Source organism: Fredinandcohnia quinoae, assembly GCF_022427965.1.
In the GTDB taxonomy this organism is placed as follows: Bacteria; Bacillota; Bacilli; order Bacillales; family Bacillaceae_L; genus Ferdinandcohnia; species Ferdinandcohnia quinoae.
Window position 1 is genome coordinate 21,954 of record NZ_JAKTTI010000027.1, and the last position, 18,026, is coordinate 39,979.

Annotated in this window: 16 protein-coding genes, 5 tRNA genes and 1 riboswitch; of the genes, 2 read left to right on the forward strand and 19 right to left on the reverse strand. The window is 36.3% G+C overall.

The window, feature by feature from the left end:
* Positions 1-245 precede the first annotated feature (245 nt).
* The 9 genes from MJG50_RS15600 to MJG50_RS15640 form a co-directional block, all read right to left on the reverse strand.
* Positions 246-318, reverse strand: a tRNA-Phe gene (locus tag MJG50_RS15600).
* A gap of 17 nt (positions 319-335) precedes the next feature.
* Positions 336-411: transfer RNA gene (locus tag MJG50_RS15605), tRNA-Asp, on the reverse strand.
* A gap of 28 nt (positions 412-439) precedes the next feature.
* Positions 440-511: transfer RNA gene (locus tag MJG50_RS15610), tRNA-Glu, on the reverse strand.
* Between the two features lie 70 nt (positions 512-581).
* Positions 582-657 (reverse strand) — tRNA-Lys (locus MJG50_RS15615).
* 9 nt (positions 658-666) lie between these two features.
* Positions 667-742: transfer RNA gene (locus tag MJG50_RS15620), tRNA-Thr, on the reverse strand.
* Between the two features lie 433 nt (positions 743-1,175).
* Entirely contained in the window at positions 1,176-2,462 is a 1,287-nt protein-coding gene (locus MJG50_RS15625) for an adenylosuccinate synthase (RefSeq protein WP_240256682.1), read from the reverse strand.
* Positions 2,463-3,079: 617 nt separating this feature from the next.
* Positions 3,080-4,444 (reverse strand): replicative DNA helicase, encoded by a 1,365-nt coding sequence (gene dnaB, locus MJG50_RS15630; protein ID WP_240256683.1) that lies wholly within the window; start codon positions 4,442-4,444, stop codon positions 3,080-3,082.
* A 166-nt stretch (positions 4,445-4,610) separates the two neighbouring features.
* Positions 4,611-5,057, reverse strand: coding sequence for a 50S ribosomal protein L9 (gene rplI, locus MJG50_RS15635; protein ID WP_240256684.1), 447 nt, complete (start codon positions 5,055-5,057; stop codon positions 4,611-4,613).
* On the reverse strand, positions 5,054-7,024 hold the full coding sequence (locus MJG50_RS15640; protein ID WP_240256685.1) for a DHH family phosphoesterase: 1,971 nt from the start codon (positions 7,022-7,024) through the stop codon (positions 5,054-5,056). The genes rplI and MJG50_RS15640 overlap by 4 nt, the downstream gene beginning before the upstream one ends.
* 148 nt (positions 7,025-7,172) lie before the next feature.
* Positions 7,173-7,275: riboswitch (TPP riboswitch) on the forward strand.
* A 63-nt stretch (positions 7,276-7,338) separates the two neighbouring features.
* On the opposite strand from MJG50_RS15640, the gene thiT reads away from it, so the two are divergent.
* Complete coding sequence (gene thiT, locus MJG50_RS15645) at positions 7,339-7,911, forward strand: energy-coupled thiamine transporter ThiT (RefSeq protein ID WP_240256686.1); 573 nt, start codon at positions 7,339-7,341, stop codon at positions 7,909-7,911.
* 90 nt (positions 7,912-8,001) lie between these two features.
* On the opposite strand, the gene MJG50_RS15650 is transcribed toward thiT, so the two are convergent.
* The 9 genes from MJG50_RS15650 to MJG50_RS15690 all read right to left on the reverse strand — a co-directional run bounded on the left by MJG50_RS15650 (position 8,002) and on the right by MJG50_RS15690 (position 16,465).
* A complete protein-coding gene (locus MJG50_RS15650; RefSeq protein WP_240256687.1) occupies positions 8,002-9,153 on the reverse strand; it encodes a hypothetical protein in 1,152 nt (383 codons plus the stop codon).
* Complete coding sequence (locus tag MJG50_RS15655) at positions 9,143-9,664, reverse strand: sigma-70 family RNA polymerase sigma factor (RefSeq protein WP_240256688.1); 522 nt, start codon at positions 9,662-9,664, stop codon at positions 9,143-9,145. The genes MJG50_RS15650 and MJG50_RS15655 overlap by 11 nt, the downstream gene beginning before the upstream one ends.
* 584 nt (positions 9,665-10,248) lie before the next feature.
* Entirely contained in the window at positions 10,249-10,488 is a 240-nt protein-coding gene (gene rpsR, locus MJG50_RS15660) for a 30S ribosomal protein S18 (RefSeq protein WP_240256689.1), read from the reverse strand.
* Positions 10,489-10,533: 45 nt separating this feature from the next.
* On the reverse strand, positions 10,534-11,079 hold the full coding sequence (gene ssb, locus MJG50_RS15665) for a single-stranded DNA-binding protein (protein ID WP_240256690.1): 546 nt from the start codon (positions 11,077-11,079) through the stop codon (positions 10,534-10,536).
* Between the two features lie 36 nt (positions 11,080-11,115).
* On the reverse strand, positions 11,116-11,403 hold the full coding sequence (gene rpsF / locus MJG50_RS15670; protein WP_240256713.1) for a 30S ribosomal protein S6: 288 nt from the start codon (positions 11,401-11,403) through the stop codon (positions 11,116-11,118).
* A gap of 303 nt (positions 11,404-11,706) precedes the next feature.
* On the reverse strand, positions 11,707-12,807 hold the full coding sequence (ychF, locus tag MJG50_RS15675) for a redox-regulated ATPase YchF (RefSeq protein ID WP_240256691.1): 1,101 nt from the start codon (positions 12,805-12,807) through the stop codon (positions 11,707-11,709).
* A 267-nt stretch (positions 12,808-13,074) separates the two neighbouring features.
* Entirely contained in the window at positions 13,075-15,087 is a 2,013-nt protein-coding gene (locus MJG50_RS15680; protein WP_240256692.1) for a molybdopterin-dependent oxidoreductase, read from the reverse strand.
* An 82-nt stretch (positions 15,088-15,169) separates the two neighbouring features.
* The gene (locus MJG50_RS15685) at positions 15,170-15,367 is read right to left on the reverse strand and encodes a DUF951 domain-containing protein (RefSeq protein ID WP_240256693.1); all 198 of its coding nucleotides are present in this window, start codon (positions 15,365-15,367) and stop codon (positions 15,170-15,172) included.
* Positions 15,368-15,451: 84 nt separating this feature from the next.
* Positions 15,452-16,465, reverse strand: coding sequence for a YkvI family membrane protein (locus MJG50_RS15690; protein WP_240256694.1), 1,014 nt, complete (start codon positions 16,463-16,465; stop codon positions 15,452-15,454).
* 104 nt (positions 16,466-16,569) lie between these two features.
* Between MJG50_RS15690 and yyaC the strand changes: the two genes are divergently transcribed.
* Positions 16,570-17,187, forward strand: coding sequence for a spore protease YyaC (gene yyaC / locus MJG50_RS15695; protein WP_240256695.1), 618 nt, complete (start codon positions 16,570-16,572; stop codon positions 17,185-17,187).
* A 40-nt stretch (positions 17,188-17,227) separates the two neighbouring features.
* On the opposite strand, the gene MJG50_RS15700 is transcribed toward yyaC, so the two are convergent.
* Positions 17,228-17,971 carry a DUF554 domain-containing protein gene (locus MJG50_RS15700; RefSeq protein ID WP_240256696.1) on the reverse strand — a complete coding sequence of 248 codons (744 nt, stop codon included), beginning with the start codon at positions 17,969-17,971 and terminating at the stop codon, positions 17,228-17,230.
* Positions 17,972-18,026 lie beyond the last annotated feature (55 nt).

Sequence of the window (18,026 nt, forward strand, 5' to 3'; positions counted from 1 at the left end):
AGAATTTCAATAAAAGTATAGTAATTTCCAATATGTAATATAAATGTAGTATTACTGTCATATTTTTACTAGAAATATGTAAAAATATAGTGACTATATGAGACCTTTTAAGCATTTATCCCACTATTTTTTGTGAAATACTGTCGGAACTATGTAACAAAAGACATAGCTGGGGAATGGGGATTCGACCCTTTTCAAAAATAAAAGGGCATGGACGAATTTAAAATTCGTTCATACCCTTTGAGTGGCTCAGGACGGAATCGAACCGCCGACACAAGGATTTTCAGTCCTTTGCTCTACCGACTGAGCTACTGAGCCTTTTTATGTATGTATAATGGCGGTCCCGACCGGGATCGAACCGGCGATCTCCTGCGTGACAGGCAGGCATGTTAACCGCTACACCACGGGACCTTGTTTTGTATTATTATGTAAAGTAAAGTGACCCGTACGGGATTCGAACCCGTGTTACCGCCGTGAAAGGGCGGTGTCTTAACCGCTTGACCAACGGGCCATGGTAATAGATGGTATGTTATTTTACTAACGCAAACTAATGTAAGTTATTTTGCTGAAGCAAAAAACTTTGGTGAGCCATGAAGGATTCGAACCTTCGACCCTCTGATTAAAAGTCAGATGCTCTACCGACTGAGCTAATGGCTCTTGTAAAAGTGGTGCCGGCGATAGGAGTCGAACCCACGACCTACTGATTACAAGTCAGTTGCTCTACCAACTGAGCTACACCGGCTCGATACGTTACAGAATTGTTTCAGCGACGTTTTTTATATTAGCATAATAGTTTCCTAAAGCGCAATAGTTTTTTTAAAAATCATTTATATTTATAAATTTTAATGCTCTTTTTTTATTCATCGTTGATTTTCGTGTGTATGCGAATGAATAGGCGGAAATTTTCCGGCTATTGTATATAATAGTGCTTAAGAAGCAGATATAAGCGGAGATTCTCCGGTTATTTGCTCTAAATAAGGCAAAACCCAATGATTTCAATACAATAAGCGAAAAAATTCCTTTATTTTGTGGGAAATATGGGTATTTCCAAATTTAAAAGGAGTTTTTCCCTTTATTTTGCAAACACAGTAAAATCAACATTCAGTTATAACAGAGCCGATTTTAAAAGCCGAGATTTTGCTTAATCAGCTAATCTCGGCTTCCCTATTTTCAAATTACGAGTATACACTTCGAATAATATTTGTTTGGGTTCGATCAGGCCCTACCGAGAATACCGATAGTGATATCCCTGTTAATTGAGCGATTCGTTCAATATAATGACGGGCATTTTCAGGCAAATCTGCTAAGTTTTTTACTCCTGTAATGTCCTCTGTCCAACCTGGTAATTCCTCATAGACTGGTTCACATTCAGCCAATATTTCTAAGCTTGCTGGGAATTCTTCCATTACTTCACCTTTATATTTATACGCAACACAGATTTTCAATGTTTGAATCCCTGTTAATACATCGACAGAATTTAGAGATAAATCCGTGATACCACTCACTCTGCGTGCGTGGCGGACAACTACACTATCAAACCAGCCAACACGACGTGGACGACCCGTTGTTGTACCATACTCTCGGCCAACCTCACGTATTTGATTTCCAATTTCATTAGTAAGCTCTGTCGGAAATGGACCGTCACCAACACGGGTTGTATAAGCCTTTGATACGCCCACTACATGGTTTATCTTAGTTGGTCCTACACCAGAACCAATTGTTACACCGCCAGCTACAGGATTCGAAGATGTAACAAATGGATAGGTGCCTTGATCAATATCAAGCATAACCCCTTGTGCACCTTCGAAAAGCACACGACGTCCATCATCAAGAGCATCATTCAATACGACAGATGTATCACATACGTATTTCGCAATCTCCTGTCCATATTGGTAATACTCATCTAAAATTTGTTCAACCGTGAATCCATCTACTTCGTACACCTTTTCAAATAGTTGGTTTTTTTCAGACAGATTATGCGCTATCTTTTCTTCAAATGATTCACGATCAAGTAAATCCGCAATTCGAATTCCTATTCTTGCTGCTTTATCCATATATGCAGGACCAATTCCTTTTTTTGTTGTCCCTATTTTATTAGCCCCTTTGCGTTCCTCCTCTAATTCATCAAGCTTTAAGTGATAAGGTAAAATCACATGGGCGCGATTACTAATCCGTAAATTATCGGTGTTTATTCCTTTTTCATGAAGATAAGCAAGCTCTGTAACAAGCGCCTTCGGGTTCACCACCATCCCGTTTCCAATCACACAAATTTTATCAGAATAGAAGATGCCGGATGGGATTAAATGAAGCTTGTATGTTTCCCCATTAAATACAATCGTATGACCGGCATTATCTCCACCTTGATATCTAGCAATTACCTCTGCATTTTCCGAAAGGAAATCAGTAATTTTACCTTTTCCCTCGTCCCCCCACTGAGTTCCTACAACCACAACTGATGACATTAAAAAAGCACCTCCAGGGTTAAAATCAGATAACTTTCGTATATCGCATTCAATTCATTTTAATTTTATCAGTATTTCGTCCTATATTCAATAAAACACGAACAATTAAATAATATTTTTATTTATCATTCGGTCAGGGAGTGTCATATGTATATTTTCCCCTGATCTATCTTTCTTATTTATCCTTTTGAAAAATGCTTTTAAATTATGTTTTAGGTCCTAGTACCGGAATTGCACGTTAACCCCTAATATATACTCGCTCATCACGATATATGCGCGTTCGCACAATCATATGCACGATGAATATGTGATATGCACGAGATTTATGTTATATGTTCGTTATGCCCAGGATTTGCACGTTACTTCTGCAATATGTTCGAAAGCACGGAAATATGCTTGTTAATGCCCAAATATGCGCGTTAGCCCATGTATATGCACGATAAGCTCATCGACCTATAGATTTGCTCGTGATGCTACATATTTGATCATTCTTACTAATAGATGCACACACACTCGATAGAATCCGAAGCTGATTCGCAGAACGAACTCTTTTATACTTTCCAATCCACAAAAAAATGATGTGCAACACCTTTTCAGGTTCACACATCATTTTATACTTATGCACCTGGAGGCATTCCGGCATCATCAAACCTTCGTTCCAGATTCACGAATTTATTATATTCCTTCACAAATGCTAATGAAACGGTGCCGACTGGGCCGTTACGTTGCTTTGCAATGATAATTTCAATAATATTTTTATTTTCACTTTCCTTATCGTAATAGTCATCACGGTATAAGAAAGCGACGATATCAGCATCCTGCTCAATACTTCCTGATTCACGAATATCTGACATCATTGGTCGTTTGTCCTGTCTTTGCTCTACTCCACGAGAAAGCTGTGAAAGGGCGATTACAGGAACCTGTAATTCACGTGCTAATGCCTTTAATGAACGAGAGATTTCGGATACTTCCTGTTGACGGTTTTCTCCACCTCTCCCGCTGCCTTGGATCAACTGTAAATAATCGATTAAGATCATTCCAAGTCCTGCTTCCTGCTTAAGACGACGGCATTTCGAACGAATTTCATTCACACGTATTCCTGGTGTATCATCGATATATATACCCGAATTAGACAAACTTCCCATCGCCATCGTAAGCTTTCCCCAATCCTCTGGCGTTAATGAACCTGTCCGTAAATTTTGGGCATTAATATTTCCTTCCGCGCAAAGCATCCTCATTACAAGCTGCTCTGCACCCATCTCAAGGCTAAAAATCGCGACATTTTCATCAGTCTTTGTAGCAACATTTTGAGCAATATTAAGCGCAAAAGCCGTTTTACCAACAGACGGACGAGCAGCTACGATAATTAAGTCATTTCGTTGAAAGCCTGCTGTCATTCGGTCAAGCTCGGTAAACCCTGTTGGTATACCTGTAATATCACCAACTCGATTATGAAGGGTTTCAATATTATCATATGTTTGCACAAGTACATCTTTTATATTTTGGAAGGCACCCGCATTTTTCTTATTGGCAACCTCCATAATATTTTTTTCAGCTTCACCTAAAAGAGCTTCGACCTCATCTTCACGAGAATAACTATCAGAGGCAATTGAAGTTGCCGTACGTATTAACCGACGTAAGATCGACTTTTCTTCAATAATTCTTGCATAATATTCGATATTTGCTGCAGTAGGCACTGAATTTGCTAAGTCACTTAAGTAAGAGACTCCACCTATTTCTTCTAAAATTTTAATATCCGCTAACTCAGAAGTTACCGTTACTAAATCAACTGGTTCACCTTTATCTGATAGGTCAAGCATCGCATTAAAAATCTTTTGATGTGCCGCTCGATAAAAGTCTTCTGGAATTAATAATTCAGAGGCTAACGTTAAAGAACTAGGCTCTAAAAAAATAGCACCTAATACAGCTTGCTCTGCCTCGATATTTTGCGGAGGAATACGATCAGCAAAAACATCACTCATATTTTCTCCACTCCCGTTTCGATAATCTATGACTCTATTATACTGTTTTTTAATATATTTCCAATCCATGAAATCCACGATAAGAAAAAATGTGATTTGCGCATGAACACAAAATCACATTTTACACTTTTAATTCTATCTGATTTACAATTTATTGCAATGGAAATTACTGTTCCTTTACATGTACCTTCACAGTTGCCGTTACTTCTTGATGTAATTTTATAGGGACATTGGTAAATCCTAATGCTCGAATTCCATCTGGCAAATCAAATTTACGTTTGTCAATTTTAATTTTATGTTTCTTTGCAAGTTCATCTGCAATTTGTTTGCTAGTAACAGAACCGAATAAACGGCCACCCTCACCCGATTTGGCTTGTAATTCAACCGTTAGCTTTTCAATCGTCTCTTTCAACTTCTTTGATTGTTCAAGCTCTTCTGCAGCTTCTTTTGATTCTTTATTTTTCTTTGCTTCTAGTGATTTTATATTACCTGGTGTTGCTTCAATAGCAAGATTTTGTTTTAATAAAAAGTTATGTGCGTAACCGTCTGAAACATTTTTCACTTCACCTTTTTTACCTTTTCCTTTTACATCCTTTAAAAAGATAACTTTCATTCTTTCCTACCTCCCAAATATTCATCAATTGCTTCGAGTAATTTATGCTCAGCTTCTTCTATTGTAACATTTTGCATCTGTGTTGCGGCATTTGTCAAATGACCACCACCGCCTAAGCTTTCCATTATTAATTGTACGTTAATATCACCTAGTGATCTTGCACTAATTCCAACCTGTAAATCATGTCTTACTGAAATAACAAAAGAAGCAACGACATTATTCATCGTTAAAAGTGTATCTGCTGCTTGAGCAATCATCACTTGATCAAAGGTTTCATCCTCGTATCCCTTCGAAATTGCAATCCCATTTTTATAAATAAAGGCTGATTCAATCAGTTTAGCACGCTTTTTAAATTGATCCATATTTTCCTTCAAGAACTTTTGAACAAGAACCGTGTCCGCTCCTTGCGCTCGTAAATACGAAGCTGCATCGAAGGTTCTTGAGCCAGTTCTTAATGTAAAGCTCTTAGTATCCACAATAATTCCTGCTAAAAGAGCTGTCGCCTCAAGCATATCAATTTTGACCCGTTTCGGCTGATATTCTAGCAGCTCTGTTACTAATTCCGCCGTAGATGATGCATATGGCTCCATGTATACTAATAATGGCGATTGAATGAACTCTTCTCCTCTTCGATGATGATCAATGACAACAACCTTATCAATCTTTGATACAAGTTTTTCTTCAATAACGAGAGAAGGTTTATGTGTATCAACCACAACTAGTAGAGTATTATTCGTTGCAATTTCTAGTGCTTCCTCAGGTGAAATAAAACGTTCCCACAGATCTGTGTTCTCCTTCACCTCATCAAGTAAACGCCCTACACCCATATCAATTTCATTCAAATTTAAGACAATATATCCCTCAACAGAATTCATTTGAGCGACCTTCAATATCCCGATTGCTGCACCGATCGCATCCATATCGGGGTATTTATGCCCCATGATAATCACTTTATCGCTATCCGTTACAATTTCCTTAAGTGCATGAGAAATAACACGAGCACGCACCCTTGTACGTTTTTCCATCGGATTTGTTTTTCCGCCATAAAACTTAATCTTTCCATTTGGCTGTTTAATCGCAACCTGGTCGCCCCCGCGGCCTAATGCCAGATCCAAGCTTGATTGAGCACCCACACCCAATTCTGGAAGTGTAGGAACACCTATCCCAACTCCAATACTTAACGTAAGTGGCACACTGCCCTTAGCTGTTTCTTCACGAACTTCATCCAAAATTGTAAACTTTGTCTTTTCTAATTGAGTTAAAATATTCTCGTTCAATACCGCAATAAATCGTTCAGAGGATGTTCGTTTTAAAAACACACCATATTCAGTTGCCCACTTGTTCAGAATAGAAGTAACTTGGCTATTCAATGAGCTTTTTCTTTGATCGTCCATCCCTTGAGTAACTTCATCATAATTATCTAAATAAATAATACCTAAAACGGTTCTCTCTGCCTCATATAACTGTTCAATTTCAAGTTGCTCAGTCACATCAAAGAAGTATAATAGTCGTTCTTCTCTTTTAATGATAATTTTAAACTTTTGTTCGTGCAGTGAAATGGTCTCACTGTCTACTTCTTGCTTGATTAATGGAACAATGGATTCGCCAATATCATACAGTGACCTACCTACAAGCGTGTCTGCATCAAAGCAGGTGGATAAATAAGGATTGGCCCATTCTACTTGATAGTCATCATTATAAAGTAGGATTCCAATTGGCATCTCCATTAATGCCTCTTCCCCTACCTTTTTCAGACGATAAGATAGTGTTGATATGTATTGCTCCATCTCTTGATTAAGATGGGATTCTGCTTGATACAAATAATAAACGATTAATCCAAGGAGCAGAAAACTTACTAACCCAATTACCCAATGGAAATAGGAAATAATTCCGATCAAAATTCCGGTTACAACAAGTAATGCATAAATGGGGTAGCGAAATAACTTTCTTTTATAAAAATCTGGCATACATTTTTCAGCTCCTAAAGCTTTGTTTTATTTCTCTACTACTCCTATTTTATAGAGATACTGATATTCATTCAACCTTTTGGCAAAATAAGAACATATTAGTTTTCATTTATTCTATTATCAGTTATGATGATATAGAATAAGTAAACGTAACCACTAGGGGAGCAAAATGCTGAGAGTGAACGATTATCGTTCTGACCCTTTGAACCTGTTAGTTAATACTAGCGTAGGGATTGTGGAAAATGAGGACATAAATTAAAACTGTTCTCCTATGCGGTTCGTTTTTTATCAAACACTTCATAGGGGGTTTTTTTATGCGTAATTTTAGATTACAAGCAATGATTGAGGCGGCGATTTTTGGTGCATTGGCGCTTATACTGGATATGTTTGTTCCATCCATAAAGCTTTCACCGGCCATTTCTATATCTTTTGCGATGGTACCCATTTTTATTGTTGCTTTTCGATGGGGGTTTAAAATTAGTTTTCTTTCAGGTCTGATATGGGGATTATTGCAATTAATTTTTGACCCTTGGATTGTACATCCTGTGCAAGCCATTATGGAATACGTTATAGCCTTCCCATTTATTGCATTTGCTGGATTATTTAGTTCAATCATTCAAAGACAATTAAAAGATAATAAAAAGATTAATGCACTTATTTTCATCGTCTTTGCAATCTTTGTTGGTAGTCTCACACGCTATTTCTGGCACTTTTTATCTGGATTTATCTTTATTGAATATTTTGCTCCAGAGGTATTAAATCCTGTTTGGTATTCATTCATAGGTAATGGAACAAGTATGCTTGGAGCATTTATAAGTTGTTCAATCGTTATGATTTTATTAATTTTAGCGTCACCACGTTTCTTCATTCTAAAAAAAGATTACTAAATACATGTAGAGGCTCCGTTTTTCGGAGCCTCTTTTTAAATAAAAAAAATGATAATCAAACACATTATAAGTAGTTCAAACGATTTGCTATTAAGGATGATGGACATCCCTTACTATTCCAAATAAAAGCCATTCCCCCTCATATTCTCGGAAAACAAATCGGAGAGCCTGCCAATCATATTCCTCTTCAGATGCTTCAGAATAGTATTCTACATATATGGCATCTGGGAATTTAGTAGAAATGGTATTTATAACACCTCCACTCTCCACAGAGGAACTATCGAATGTCACAGTATTGTAGTCTATTTCATTTTGATAAATATTTTTAAAAAGATATCCATCTACAAATTCATCCTTTGTTCGAATGATCTTTCTTCCTGAATGATCCGCCCCCCATACAATTTCCTGTTGGTCATCTACTATAAGTTCTTCCTTGCTGAGGATTACTTCATTCGAATTAGTACCCAGGTCAGCAAAAAGGGAAAACACGATCCCTTCTGGATGAGCCATATCGGAAATCTCTTTCCAATTATGATTTTCTAATGAAGAAAATATTGATTCACTCTTTTCCATAAGTGCATTCTTCTGTTCCATCTTTAGAAATTCTGGATTTCCCCTGAGCTCTGGGCCAGGATATGTCAGGTACAAATAAAGATCCTGGTTAGGAACGTTCGTTGTTGCTTTTATTATTTGAACCGTCTCCTCCGAGTAAATAAACCGGTCATCGCTTGAAGAACCAAATTTAAACCCCTCATAATTAGCAAATAATTGATCAAAATACTTTTTATCTACTTTCATTAATAATATGTGGTTTACCTTATCCTTAATGATATAAAACCTTGCAACTCCATCATATTCCATGACAAAGTCTGCCCCACTGCCATCCTCTTGTTCGATTAAATATTTTCCACCTAATCGCTCTATTACCTTTTCCTTTGAGTCGCCTAAAGTAATTCCATGGAGATATAGATGACCTTGTTTATTAGAAAATGTAGGTTTTAATAAATCTGAATGCATTTCTGTTGGGGACTGTTCTTTGGATGTAATTTGTTTGTTTTTAATCGATATTTCATTGAGGACAAGAAACATTGTGCACACTGTGAGAATGGTAGATAACAAGACATAACGCAATTTGTGCTTTCGCGTTCTTGATGTATTTTCAAGCTCTTGCAGTACATTTTTCATCACACGTTGTTTACTCTTGGTTACATTTTTTAATTCAGGAAAAATATTATGATTCATTAAGAAGCACCTCCCATTGTACTCCGTTCAATCGATTTCTTAATAGTTCTCTTCCACGGCTTAACCTGGTTTTTACTGTGCTTTCGGGTAGGGATAGAAGGTCTGCAATTTCAAGAATTGTCATTTCATTATAGTAATAATGAATAAGAATTTCTCGCTGTTTTAAGGGCAATTCGAGGATGGCATCCCCGACAATTGTTTGCTCATCTTTTCGAACCAACTCATCTGGAACCCTTTTTCCGGCATGTGGAAAGAACTTGTTTTGAATGTGAATCTTTTTATAGGCCCAGCTTTTCAAATAATCTTTGCTTTTGTTCATTGTCATTTTTGTGAGGAAGGCCTTGATCTCACCACGTTCTTCGTAATTTTCCTGATATCGATAAAACTTTATGAATACTTCCTGTACAATGTCTTCTGCAGCTTGAAGATCCTTCACATAACCATACGCGATCCGAATTAGGTGCTCTGTATATTGAAACATTAATTCTTCAATGTCGGGAATAGTAAACAAGGCGACAACTCCTTTCTTTATATACTTAACGATTCTCAGATCATTAAAGTTTGGAATTACTACATAATTAATACAATTCAAATTCACGTAAAAAAATACTCAGTCCATTAAAGCACTGAGCACTATTACTAAATATCAAAATAAAGTTACCCATTTTGTATAAGTGAACTTTTTACATAGAATCCCCTAGAATATATTCACGGGTCAACTGAAGCATCTGCTCTTGCATTTCCTCGTCAATCTTTTTTCTATCCATTGTAATATGCATAAAATTCATTAGCTTGAGTTCCAACAGTCGTTATGCTATTTTTAGTTTCATCATAATGATAATAAGTATCTTCTCCTCATCAACAGTGAAAGGTAACTGTTTGGAATCAATTTTATTTTTAGCCTTTTTAACCTCTTAAATTTATAATATTAACCGCTTTCATCAATTCGTAATCATTTATACTCAATACATATTCTATATACACTTGAAAATACCCTGCATGATCTTCATACTCATTCGTGAGACCCCCACTTAGTTCAAAAAAACTGCATAAAAAAAGCACAATAAGGAAGTCCCTATTGTGCTTTTACTTATATTATTCGCCTTGTACATATGGCAATAAAGCCATTTGACGAGCACGTTTGATTGCGATTGTTAGTTTGCGTTGGTATTTAGCGCTTGTACCAGTAACACGACGTGGTAAAATCTTTCCACGCTCAGATACGAAACGTTTTAACACATCGATATCTTTGTAATCGATATGAGTGATACCATTAGCTGTAAAATAACAAACTTTACGACGTTTTGCACGTCCACCTCTACGTCCACCTGCCATCAGAATTCTCCTCCTTCATATATAAATTTCACAAACATTTACGATTTAGAATGGAAGATCATCATCTGAAATGTCAATTGGTTGTCCATCATTTGCAAATGGATCCTCATCTACTCTCGTAAAGCCTTGGTTATTGTTATTATTTCGTTGTTGTTGGTTCTGATTTTGTCCATATGGTGAAGGAGAAGGAGCATAGCCACCTTGGCCCTGGTTCCCACTAAATCCTCCGCCGTAGTTCCCACCACCGCTGCTACGTTGCTGATCATTTGCATTTCTAGGTTCAAGGAATTGAACACTTTCTGCTACAACCTCAGTCACATATACACGTTTACCATCTTGGCCATCATAATTTCTTGTTTGAATTCGACCATCAACACCCGCTAAGCTGCCCTTCTTTAAGAAATTCGCAACATTTTCAGCCGGTCGACGCCAAATCACACAGTTAATGAAGTCAGCTTCTCGATCACCTTGCTGATTTGTGAATGTACGATTAACAGCTAATGTAAAGGTTGCTACTGCGACACCACTTGGCGTATAACGTAATTCAGGATCCTTCGTAAGTCTTCCTACGAGAACTACGCGATTCATCATCAGAACCACCCCTTTTCGTTCTATATATCAAAAAACCTATTCTTCTTCTCTAATTACAATATGACGGATAATGTCTTCACTGATTTTTGCTAGACGATCGAATTCGCTAACAGCTTCAGCATTTGACATTACGTTAAGAAGCATGTAATAACCGTCGCGGAAATCATTGATTTCATAAGCAAGACGACGCTTACCCCATTCTTTTACGTTTGTAATCTCCGCACCATTGTCTGTTAAAACGCCATTAAAACGCTCAACTAAAGCTTTTTTAGCTTCATCATCAATGTTTGGACGGATGATATACATAATTTCGTATTTTCTCATCACGTTCACCTCCTTTTGGACTAACGGCTCTTTTCATTAAAAGAGCAAGGAGCAATTTATTTCAATTACTCACAGAAAAAAATTATACCACAACACCTAGTGATACGCAAGATTATTAAATAGAACCGCTGTTTCCTCATATCAACCTAATATACAATCGGAACCCATTACTTCACTGTGCTTGTTATTCGTACCTCATAAAGGATTGTTCAAGTAAATATGAAATACATCCTTTTTTCACACATAAAATAAAGACCATAGTTCGCATTTTTTACGCGCTATGGTCTGGTAAATTAATTTATTTTACACATTAAATCGGAAATGAATAACATCCCCATCTTGAACAACATAGTCTTTTCCTTCAAGTCTTACCTTACCTGCTTCACGAGCAGCTCCCATCGAGCCACCTGCAAGTAAGTCATCATATGAAACTGTTTCCGCACGAATAAATCCTCTCTCAAAATCAGAATGAATAATCCCTGCACATTGAGGAGCTTTCATTCCCTTTCTGAATGTCCACGCACGTACCTCTTGAACACCTGCTGTAAAATAAGTTGCTAATCCTAATAAGTGATATGCTGTACGAATCAATTGGTCCAATCCTGATTCCTTAATGCCAAGCTCTTCTAAGAACATTTCCTTTTCTTCGCCTTCAAGCTCAACAATTTCAGATTCAATTTTGGCACAAACGACAATAACTTCAGCATTATCCTTCTCTGCATATTCCTTAACTTGCCCGACATATTCATTTGATGAAGGATCTGCTACATCATCTTCCCCAACATTGGCAACATATAATACTTGTTTGCTTGTTAAAAGATGTAATCCTTTTACCACTTTGAGCTCTTCATCCGTAAACTCAATCGCTCGTACTGGCATTTCTTTTTCCAATGCATCCTTTACTTTTACAAGCACTTCATGTTCTGCTAATGCATCCTTGTCCTTTTGTTTTGCTAGTTTCGCAACACGATCAACTCGCTTATCAATCGACTCTAAGTCTGCAAGGATAAGCTCTAAGTTAATTGTTTCAATATCTGAAATCGGGTCAACCTTACCTGACACATGGGTAATGTTATCATCTGCAAAGCAGCGTACCACGTGACATATTGCATCAACCTGACGGATATGTGATAAGAACTTATTTCCTAATCCTTCACCTTTACTTGCCCCTTTTACAATCCCTGCAATATCAGTAAATTCAAAAGTGGTAGGTACTGTTTTTTTAGGTTTAACTAACTCAGTCAATTTATTTAATCGAATATCAGGAACTTCAACAATTCCTACGTTCGGATCAATTGTACAAAATGGATAGTTCGCTGACTCTGCCCCTGCTTGTGTAATTGCATTAAAAAGTGTTGATTTCCCAACGTTTGGAAGACCAACAATACCTGCCGTTAACGCCATTTATATTCCACTCCTCTACTTTTTCCGTAAGGCACTTTTCTCAAACTTTATTGCTTTTTAAGATGAAAAAATTTTGTTTAGGTAATTTATTCATATGAATTGCTGGCAATGACGAGAAAAGAGCTTGCGAATTTAATTTCAACGTTTATCATAGTGTTTCGCACGTTACGAAAACAGCCTTCCGTAAACAAAATAGCCTTCCACAATTATAGAGATTATACGACAAAAATACAAGTCGTATCATTATTGAAACGACCTGTAGAAAGTCTACTGTTCTATCATTATTTTTTCAATATTCACTAGGCAATCATACAATGTACTTCCTAATCCATTATCGGATACTCTATTCGGGGTTAGCTGATTAACACTTCCGCCAAATTCATGCCACTGACCCTCATCGATACATATTATATTTGGTGCTGAATGTTTTAAAATTTGAACCTTTCCAATAATCTCGCCACGTTCATTGTACACCCTAACCTTATCATTGGGATTCAATCCCTTATCCTCTGCAATATCCGTTGAAATCTCTACTTTAACTGTCTGAAGACTGTCTATTAAATGATAATGCTGCGAATGATTTGAACGCAGTGGATGAATTGTTAATAATGAATAAGGGAAATTTTGTGCTAGTACAGCATCTTCAAACGTAGATTCCTTCGGATATACTATTTTCAGATGACCATCCAACCCTTTTTCTTCTCCAATCGTTGATGTGAATTCATACTTTCCACTAGGTGTTAAAAATTGATAATCATGCCATGGGACATGTTCAACTGGTAGTGGTAGATGATGTTCTTCTCTTAGTTTCTCTAAGGTAATATCCTTTTCTTGAAGTTCGCCTAATCCCATTCGTATGAACTCTTCTCTTGTATAGTTAAAATCATCCCCAAAACCTAATCTTTTCGCTAACTCTGTCCAAATCCACACATCAGACCTTACTTCTCCTGGTGGATCTACAAGCTTTGGCCCATAATTAACATAATGATGATACATAGATGAATAATAAATATCCTCTTCTTCAAATACCGTTGCTGATGGGAGAACATAATCAGCTAATTTTGCGGTGTCAGTCATAAATTGTTCTAATACGACGATAGTTTGAACAGATTTAAATGCCTTCTGAACAATTGATGTATCTGGTACCTGTGTTAACGGATTTCCACATGACACCATAACCATCTGTATTTCAGGATCTATAGCACTTAGAATCCCCTCAGCTTGTTGCATCATCGTGAATGTTCTTGTATTAGTCTTTCGACTTGGTAGAGTTAATGCATTACTATCAAAGCTTTGGCCAACCTGTAAATTGCCAAAGTTAGCACCACCACCTGGTCTGCCTACATTTCCACTTATCGCAACTAATGCATCAATTAAACGAATTGTATTTCCTCCATTGGCATATCGCTGCATCCCTAATCCCATATATGTCGCGGTTGGGCCATCACTATACACATGAGCTAATTCTGTAATTGTTTCACGTGGAACATTTGTATTAGTTTCAATAAACTCTATTGAAACACGATCAAGTAGTTCTTCTAAGTCAGAAAAACCTACCGTATAATTCTTAATAAAATGCTTATCTTCTTTATTTAAACGAATTATTTCCTTCATAACTCCAATTGCTAAAAACCCATCCATTCCTGGTTTAATTGGAATATAGGAGTGAGCCATTTTGGCTGTTGCATTATAAATTGGGTCAATTACAATGATTTTTGTTCCCTTTTTCTTAACATCCTGTAAATAACCATAGAGGTGCATATTCGTTCTTGAGACATTTCTACCCCAAATGATTACATTTTTACTATTATAAATATCTTCTGGTGCATGGCTAGCTGCATTACCGAAATCCCATTTTTGTGCTTCAATTCCAGAACCCCAACAAATACTACCAATGATTTCAGTTACACCACCATAACAATTGAAAAAGCGCTCTGGAATTTTAGTTAGTAAGCCCCCATTGGCATAATCATGACTATGGAATACAGCAGTCGTTCCGTATGCTTCTTTTATAATTGTAAGTTTATGAGCAATTTCATCCAATGCTTGTTCCCAAGAAATTTTCTGAAAAACACCATCAATCTTTTTTAAGGGGTGGAGAATTCGATCATGAGAGTTTGTCCTTGCCTCTAGCATGCGTCCTCTTCCACATATTTTTCCTTTTGTGATAGGATGGTCCTTATTTCCATCTATTTTAATAACCTTCCCATTTTCCACTTCAACTTCAAAGCCGCAGCTATCCCAACAATTTAATGGGCACGCAGATTTATACGTAGTCATTCTCCATTTCACTCCCCTCTAGATCACTCGTATAATATATTATAGAACACATATCCCAATCATCATAGAAAAAGCATGAGAATCACTCCTCATGCTTAACAAGAATTTTCTTTAGCTTTCTAGTAAATTCCTTTCTTGGAATCATGACACTATGTGCGCACCCTTCACACTTAATCCGAATGTCCATCCCTAATCGAATTATTTTCCATCTATTCGTCCCACATGGATGCTGTTTTTTCATTTCAACGATATCATTGAGGCTGTATTCTTTATCAACCATTGTTCAACACCCTTTTCACACAAATTTTAAATTAAAATGGAATGATCCCTAATAGTTTACTTGTATTGTACCAAGAAATTGGACTTAATTGTAGCGATTTGTTATAGGATAGATAAGAATTGCTGCGAGTAAGTAAATATTAGCTATCCCGTACAGTGGATACAGTACTGAAACAAGTGTTGCAAAGCCAAACGTAGTAAAAGGAATCATCATACATAGCAATAACAAGGCAATCATCCATAAAGGTAGTTTCAATTTTTCTTTAAATCGGGTTGTTAACCCTAATAATCCAGATGCTGCAGTAGTATAAATGGCTCCAAACAGGAGAAATGACATGATCACTACTGTTATATATGGAAATGACTTCAAAATAATAAAGAGAGGTATTTCATATAACATGATTTCTTGAGCAATTTGAATGAGTGATTCGTTATAAATATAAGAAACTACCCCTAAAATAACTCCACTTCCAATACTTGCAACCCATGCTTCCCCCATTGATTTCATTTTCCCACCAATTGCACCTAGTACAGCAATTAAAGGTAATATATTGAGTGCTGTAAAAGTAAAAGCGGACGGCCAATTTGTTTGATTTGCAGCTATAAATGAAAAATGGATATCCTCTCTAAAAATAAATAATAATAAAATAACAATTAGCCCAATAATTAAGAAAGGAATGATCAAAAAATTAATCGTTACTAACCCGTTAATATTCCACAAAAATACGATCACTAGTAATATACTAAATAAGAGAACCCCCCACCAAAATGGAATATTAAATAATTCAAGTGTTGCCCCTCCACCAGCTAACATCACAATTGTAGTAGTAAATAAATATAAAATCGTAATGCCATCATATGCATATGTTAACTTTCTCCCTATTAATTTCCTTAAGACAGGTACAAAATTTTCAGACCTTTGCTCATGGCTTATTTTCATAATGATTAAACAACAAATAATAAAAATGAGCGTAAATAATAGGATTGCTAATTCACTTTCTTCCCCAAAAAACTGCCATAGCTCTCTACCAGAAGCATATCCCGCCCCAATTGTTGTACCTAAAATTAAAAACATCCATTTCAATCCAGCCTTAATCAATCTGATCCCCCCAAAAGAAATTATCTCTATTAATTACTTAACTGATGTATAGATTTCACTTTTTCTCCGTATACTGATACTACATTTACTAAGGAGTGGAACCTATGAATCTCAAACAAAATATTTTTGATCTACACAAACAAAATGAATTTCGTATTGCATATGACCATGATTTAGCAGATCATCAAGTTGCTTTAAAGATTTCATCAATGCTCCCCTCTACTGATCAACCAATCATCGTTGTATGTATTGGAACAGACCGTTCCACTGGAGACTCTCTTGGACCACTAATTGGTACTAAAATAACTGAATTAGGACTGTCCCACTTCTATGTATATGGCACATTGGACGAACCTATACATGCTGTTAATTTAAATGAAAAGACTGAAGAAATATATTCTCGTCATCATAATCCATTTATTATAGGAATTGATGCTTGCTTAGGTAGATTAAAAAGTGTTGGGCATATTACAATTGGCAAAGGGCCAATCAAGCCTGGTGCTGGAGTTAATAAAGAATTAATACCAATTGGTGATATGTATATTACTGGGATTGTTAACGTCAGTGGGTTCATGGAGTTTTTTGTACTTCAGAATACACGGCTAAACTTAGTTATGAAGATTGCAAACACCATATCAAATGGTATTTTCAAAGCAGAAGCTCTGCATAGCAGAAAACAAGAAATGAATAAATTACTAATCAATAAGGATATAACGAATTAAAGGGACAAAAAAACCCTTCTATTAAAATAGAAGAGTCTTTTCAAATTGATATAATGGCTTGAGTAAAATCCACCAAATTACTCCAATAATATAAAATTACCACAAGTATTGCAGTGACTAAAATTCCTGGAAGTAAATTTGCCACACGAATTTTTGTTAAACCTAATAAATTTAATCCAATTGCGACAATCATTATACCACCAGTTCCTGTCATTTCGACAATAAACGAGTCCATTAGCTCTTGTGGTACCCATTTTTCAATTTGAGTTGCTAATAATGATATCGAACCTTGATAAATCATGACAGGAATAGCTGAGAATAATACTCCAATTCCTAATGTGGTTGCTAAAACGAGACTTGTGAATCCATCAATAACTGACTTTGTAAAGAGTACTGAATGATCTTGCCTTAACCCACTATCTAATGAACCAATTATAGCCATTGCTCCTATGACAAAAATCAACGTTGCTGTCACGAAACCTTTTGCAATCGTCCCTTCATTAGATGAGGAACCTACCCTAGTCTCAATCCACTTTCCAAGTAAATTTAACTTATCATCTAAGCTCCACCACTCACCAAGAATTGCTCCAAAAACAAGGCTGAAAATTACAATTAGAAATTGTTCACTTTTCAATCCCATTTGTATTCCTAATAACATGACAGCAAGCCCAATTCCGTGCATAACTGTTGTCTTCACCTTTTCAGGAATACGGTGAAGTAGTTTTCCTATTAAAGTGCCTAAAATGATACAAATACAATTCACTATTGTTCCTAGTAATATCATTTCATTTCCCCTAATTCAAATTATCTGTCACTAGAAAAACTATGAAAATATCCTT

Excerpts from the sequence above, each read along its gene's own strand:
- MJG50_RS15625 (WP_240256682.1), bottom strand. The coding sequence starts at position 2,462 with ATGTCATCAGTTGTGGTTGTAGGAACTCAGTGGGGGGACGAGGGAAAA.
- dnaB (WP_240256683.1), bottom strand. The coding sequence starts at position 4,444 with ATGAGTGATGTTTTTGCTGATCGTATTCCTCCGCAAAATATCGAGGCA.
- rplI (WP_240256684.1), bottom strand. The coding sequence starts at position 5,057 with ATGAAAGTTATCTTTTTAAAGGATGTAAAAGGAAAAGGTAAAAAAGGT.
- MJG50_RS15640 (WP_240256685.1), bottom strand. The coding sequence starts at position 7,024 with ATGCCAGATTTTTATAAAAGAAAGTTATTTCGCTACCCCATTTATGCA.
- thiT (WP_240256686.1), top strand. The coding sequence starts at position 7,339 with ATGCGTAATTTTAGATTACAAGCAATGATTGAGGCGGCGATTTTTGGT.
- MJG50_RS15650 (WP_240256687.1), bottom strand. The coding sequence starts at position 9,153 with ATGAATCATAATATTTTTCCTGAATTAAAAAATGTAACCAAGAGTAAA.
- rpsR (WP_240256689.1), bottom strand. The coding sequence starts at position 10,488 with ATGGCAGGTGGACGTAGAGGTGGACGTGCAAAACGTCGTAAAGTTTGT.
- ssb (WP_240256690.1), bottom strand. The coding sequence starts at position 11,079 with ATGATGAATCGCGTAGTTCTCGTAGGAAGACTTACGAAGGATCCTGAA.
- rpsF (WP_240256713.1), bottom strand. The coding sequence starts at position 11,403 with ATGAGAAAATACGAAATTATGTATATCATCCGTCCAAACATTGATGAT.
- ychF (WP_240256691.1), bottom strand. The coding sequence starts at position 12,807 with ATGGCGTTAACGGCAGGTATTGTTGGTCTTCCAAACGTTGGGAAATCA.
- MJG50_RS15680 (WP_240256692.1), bottom strand. The coding sequence starts at position 15,087 with ATGACTACGTATAAATCTGCGTGCCCATTAAATTGTTGGGATAGCTGC.
- MJG50_RS15685 (WP_240256693.1), bottom strand. The coding sequence starts at position 15,367 with ATGGTTGATAAAGAATACAGCCTCAATGATATCGTTGAAATGAAAAAA.
- yyaC (WP_240256695.1), top strand. The coding sequence starts at position 16,570 with ATGAATCTCAAACAAAATATTTTTGATCTACACAAACAAAATGAATTT.
- MJG50_RS15700 (WP_240256696.1), bottom strand. The coding sequence starts at position 17,971 with ATGATATTACTAGGAACAATAGTGAATTGTATTTGTATCATTTTAGGC.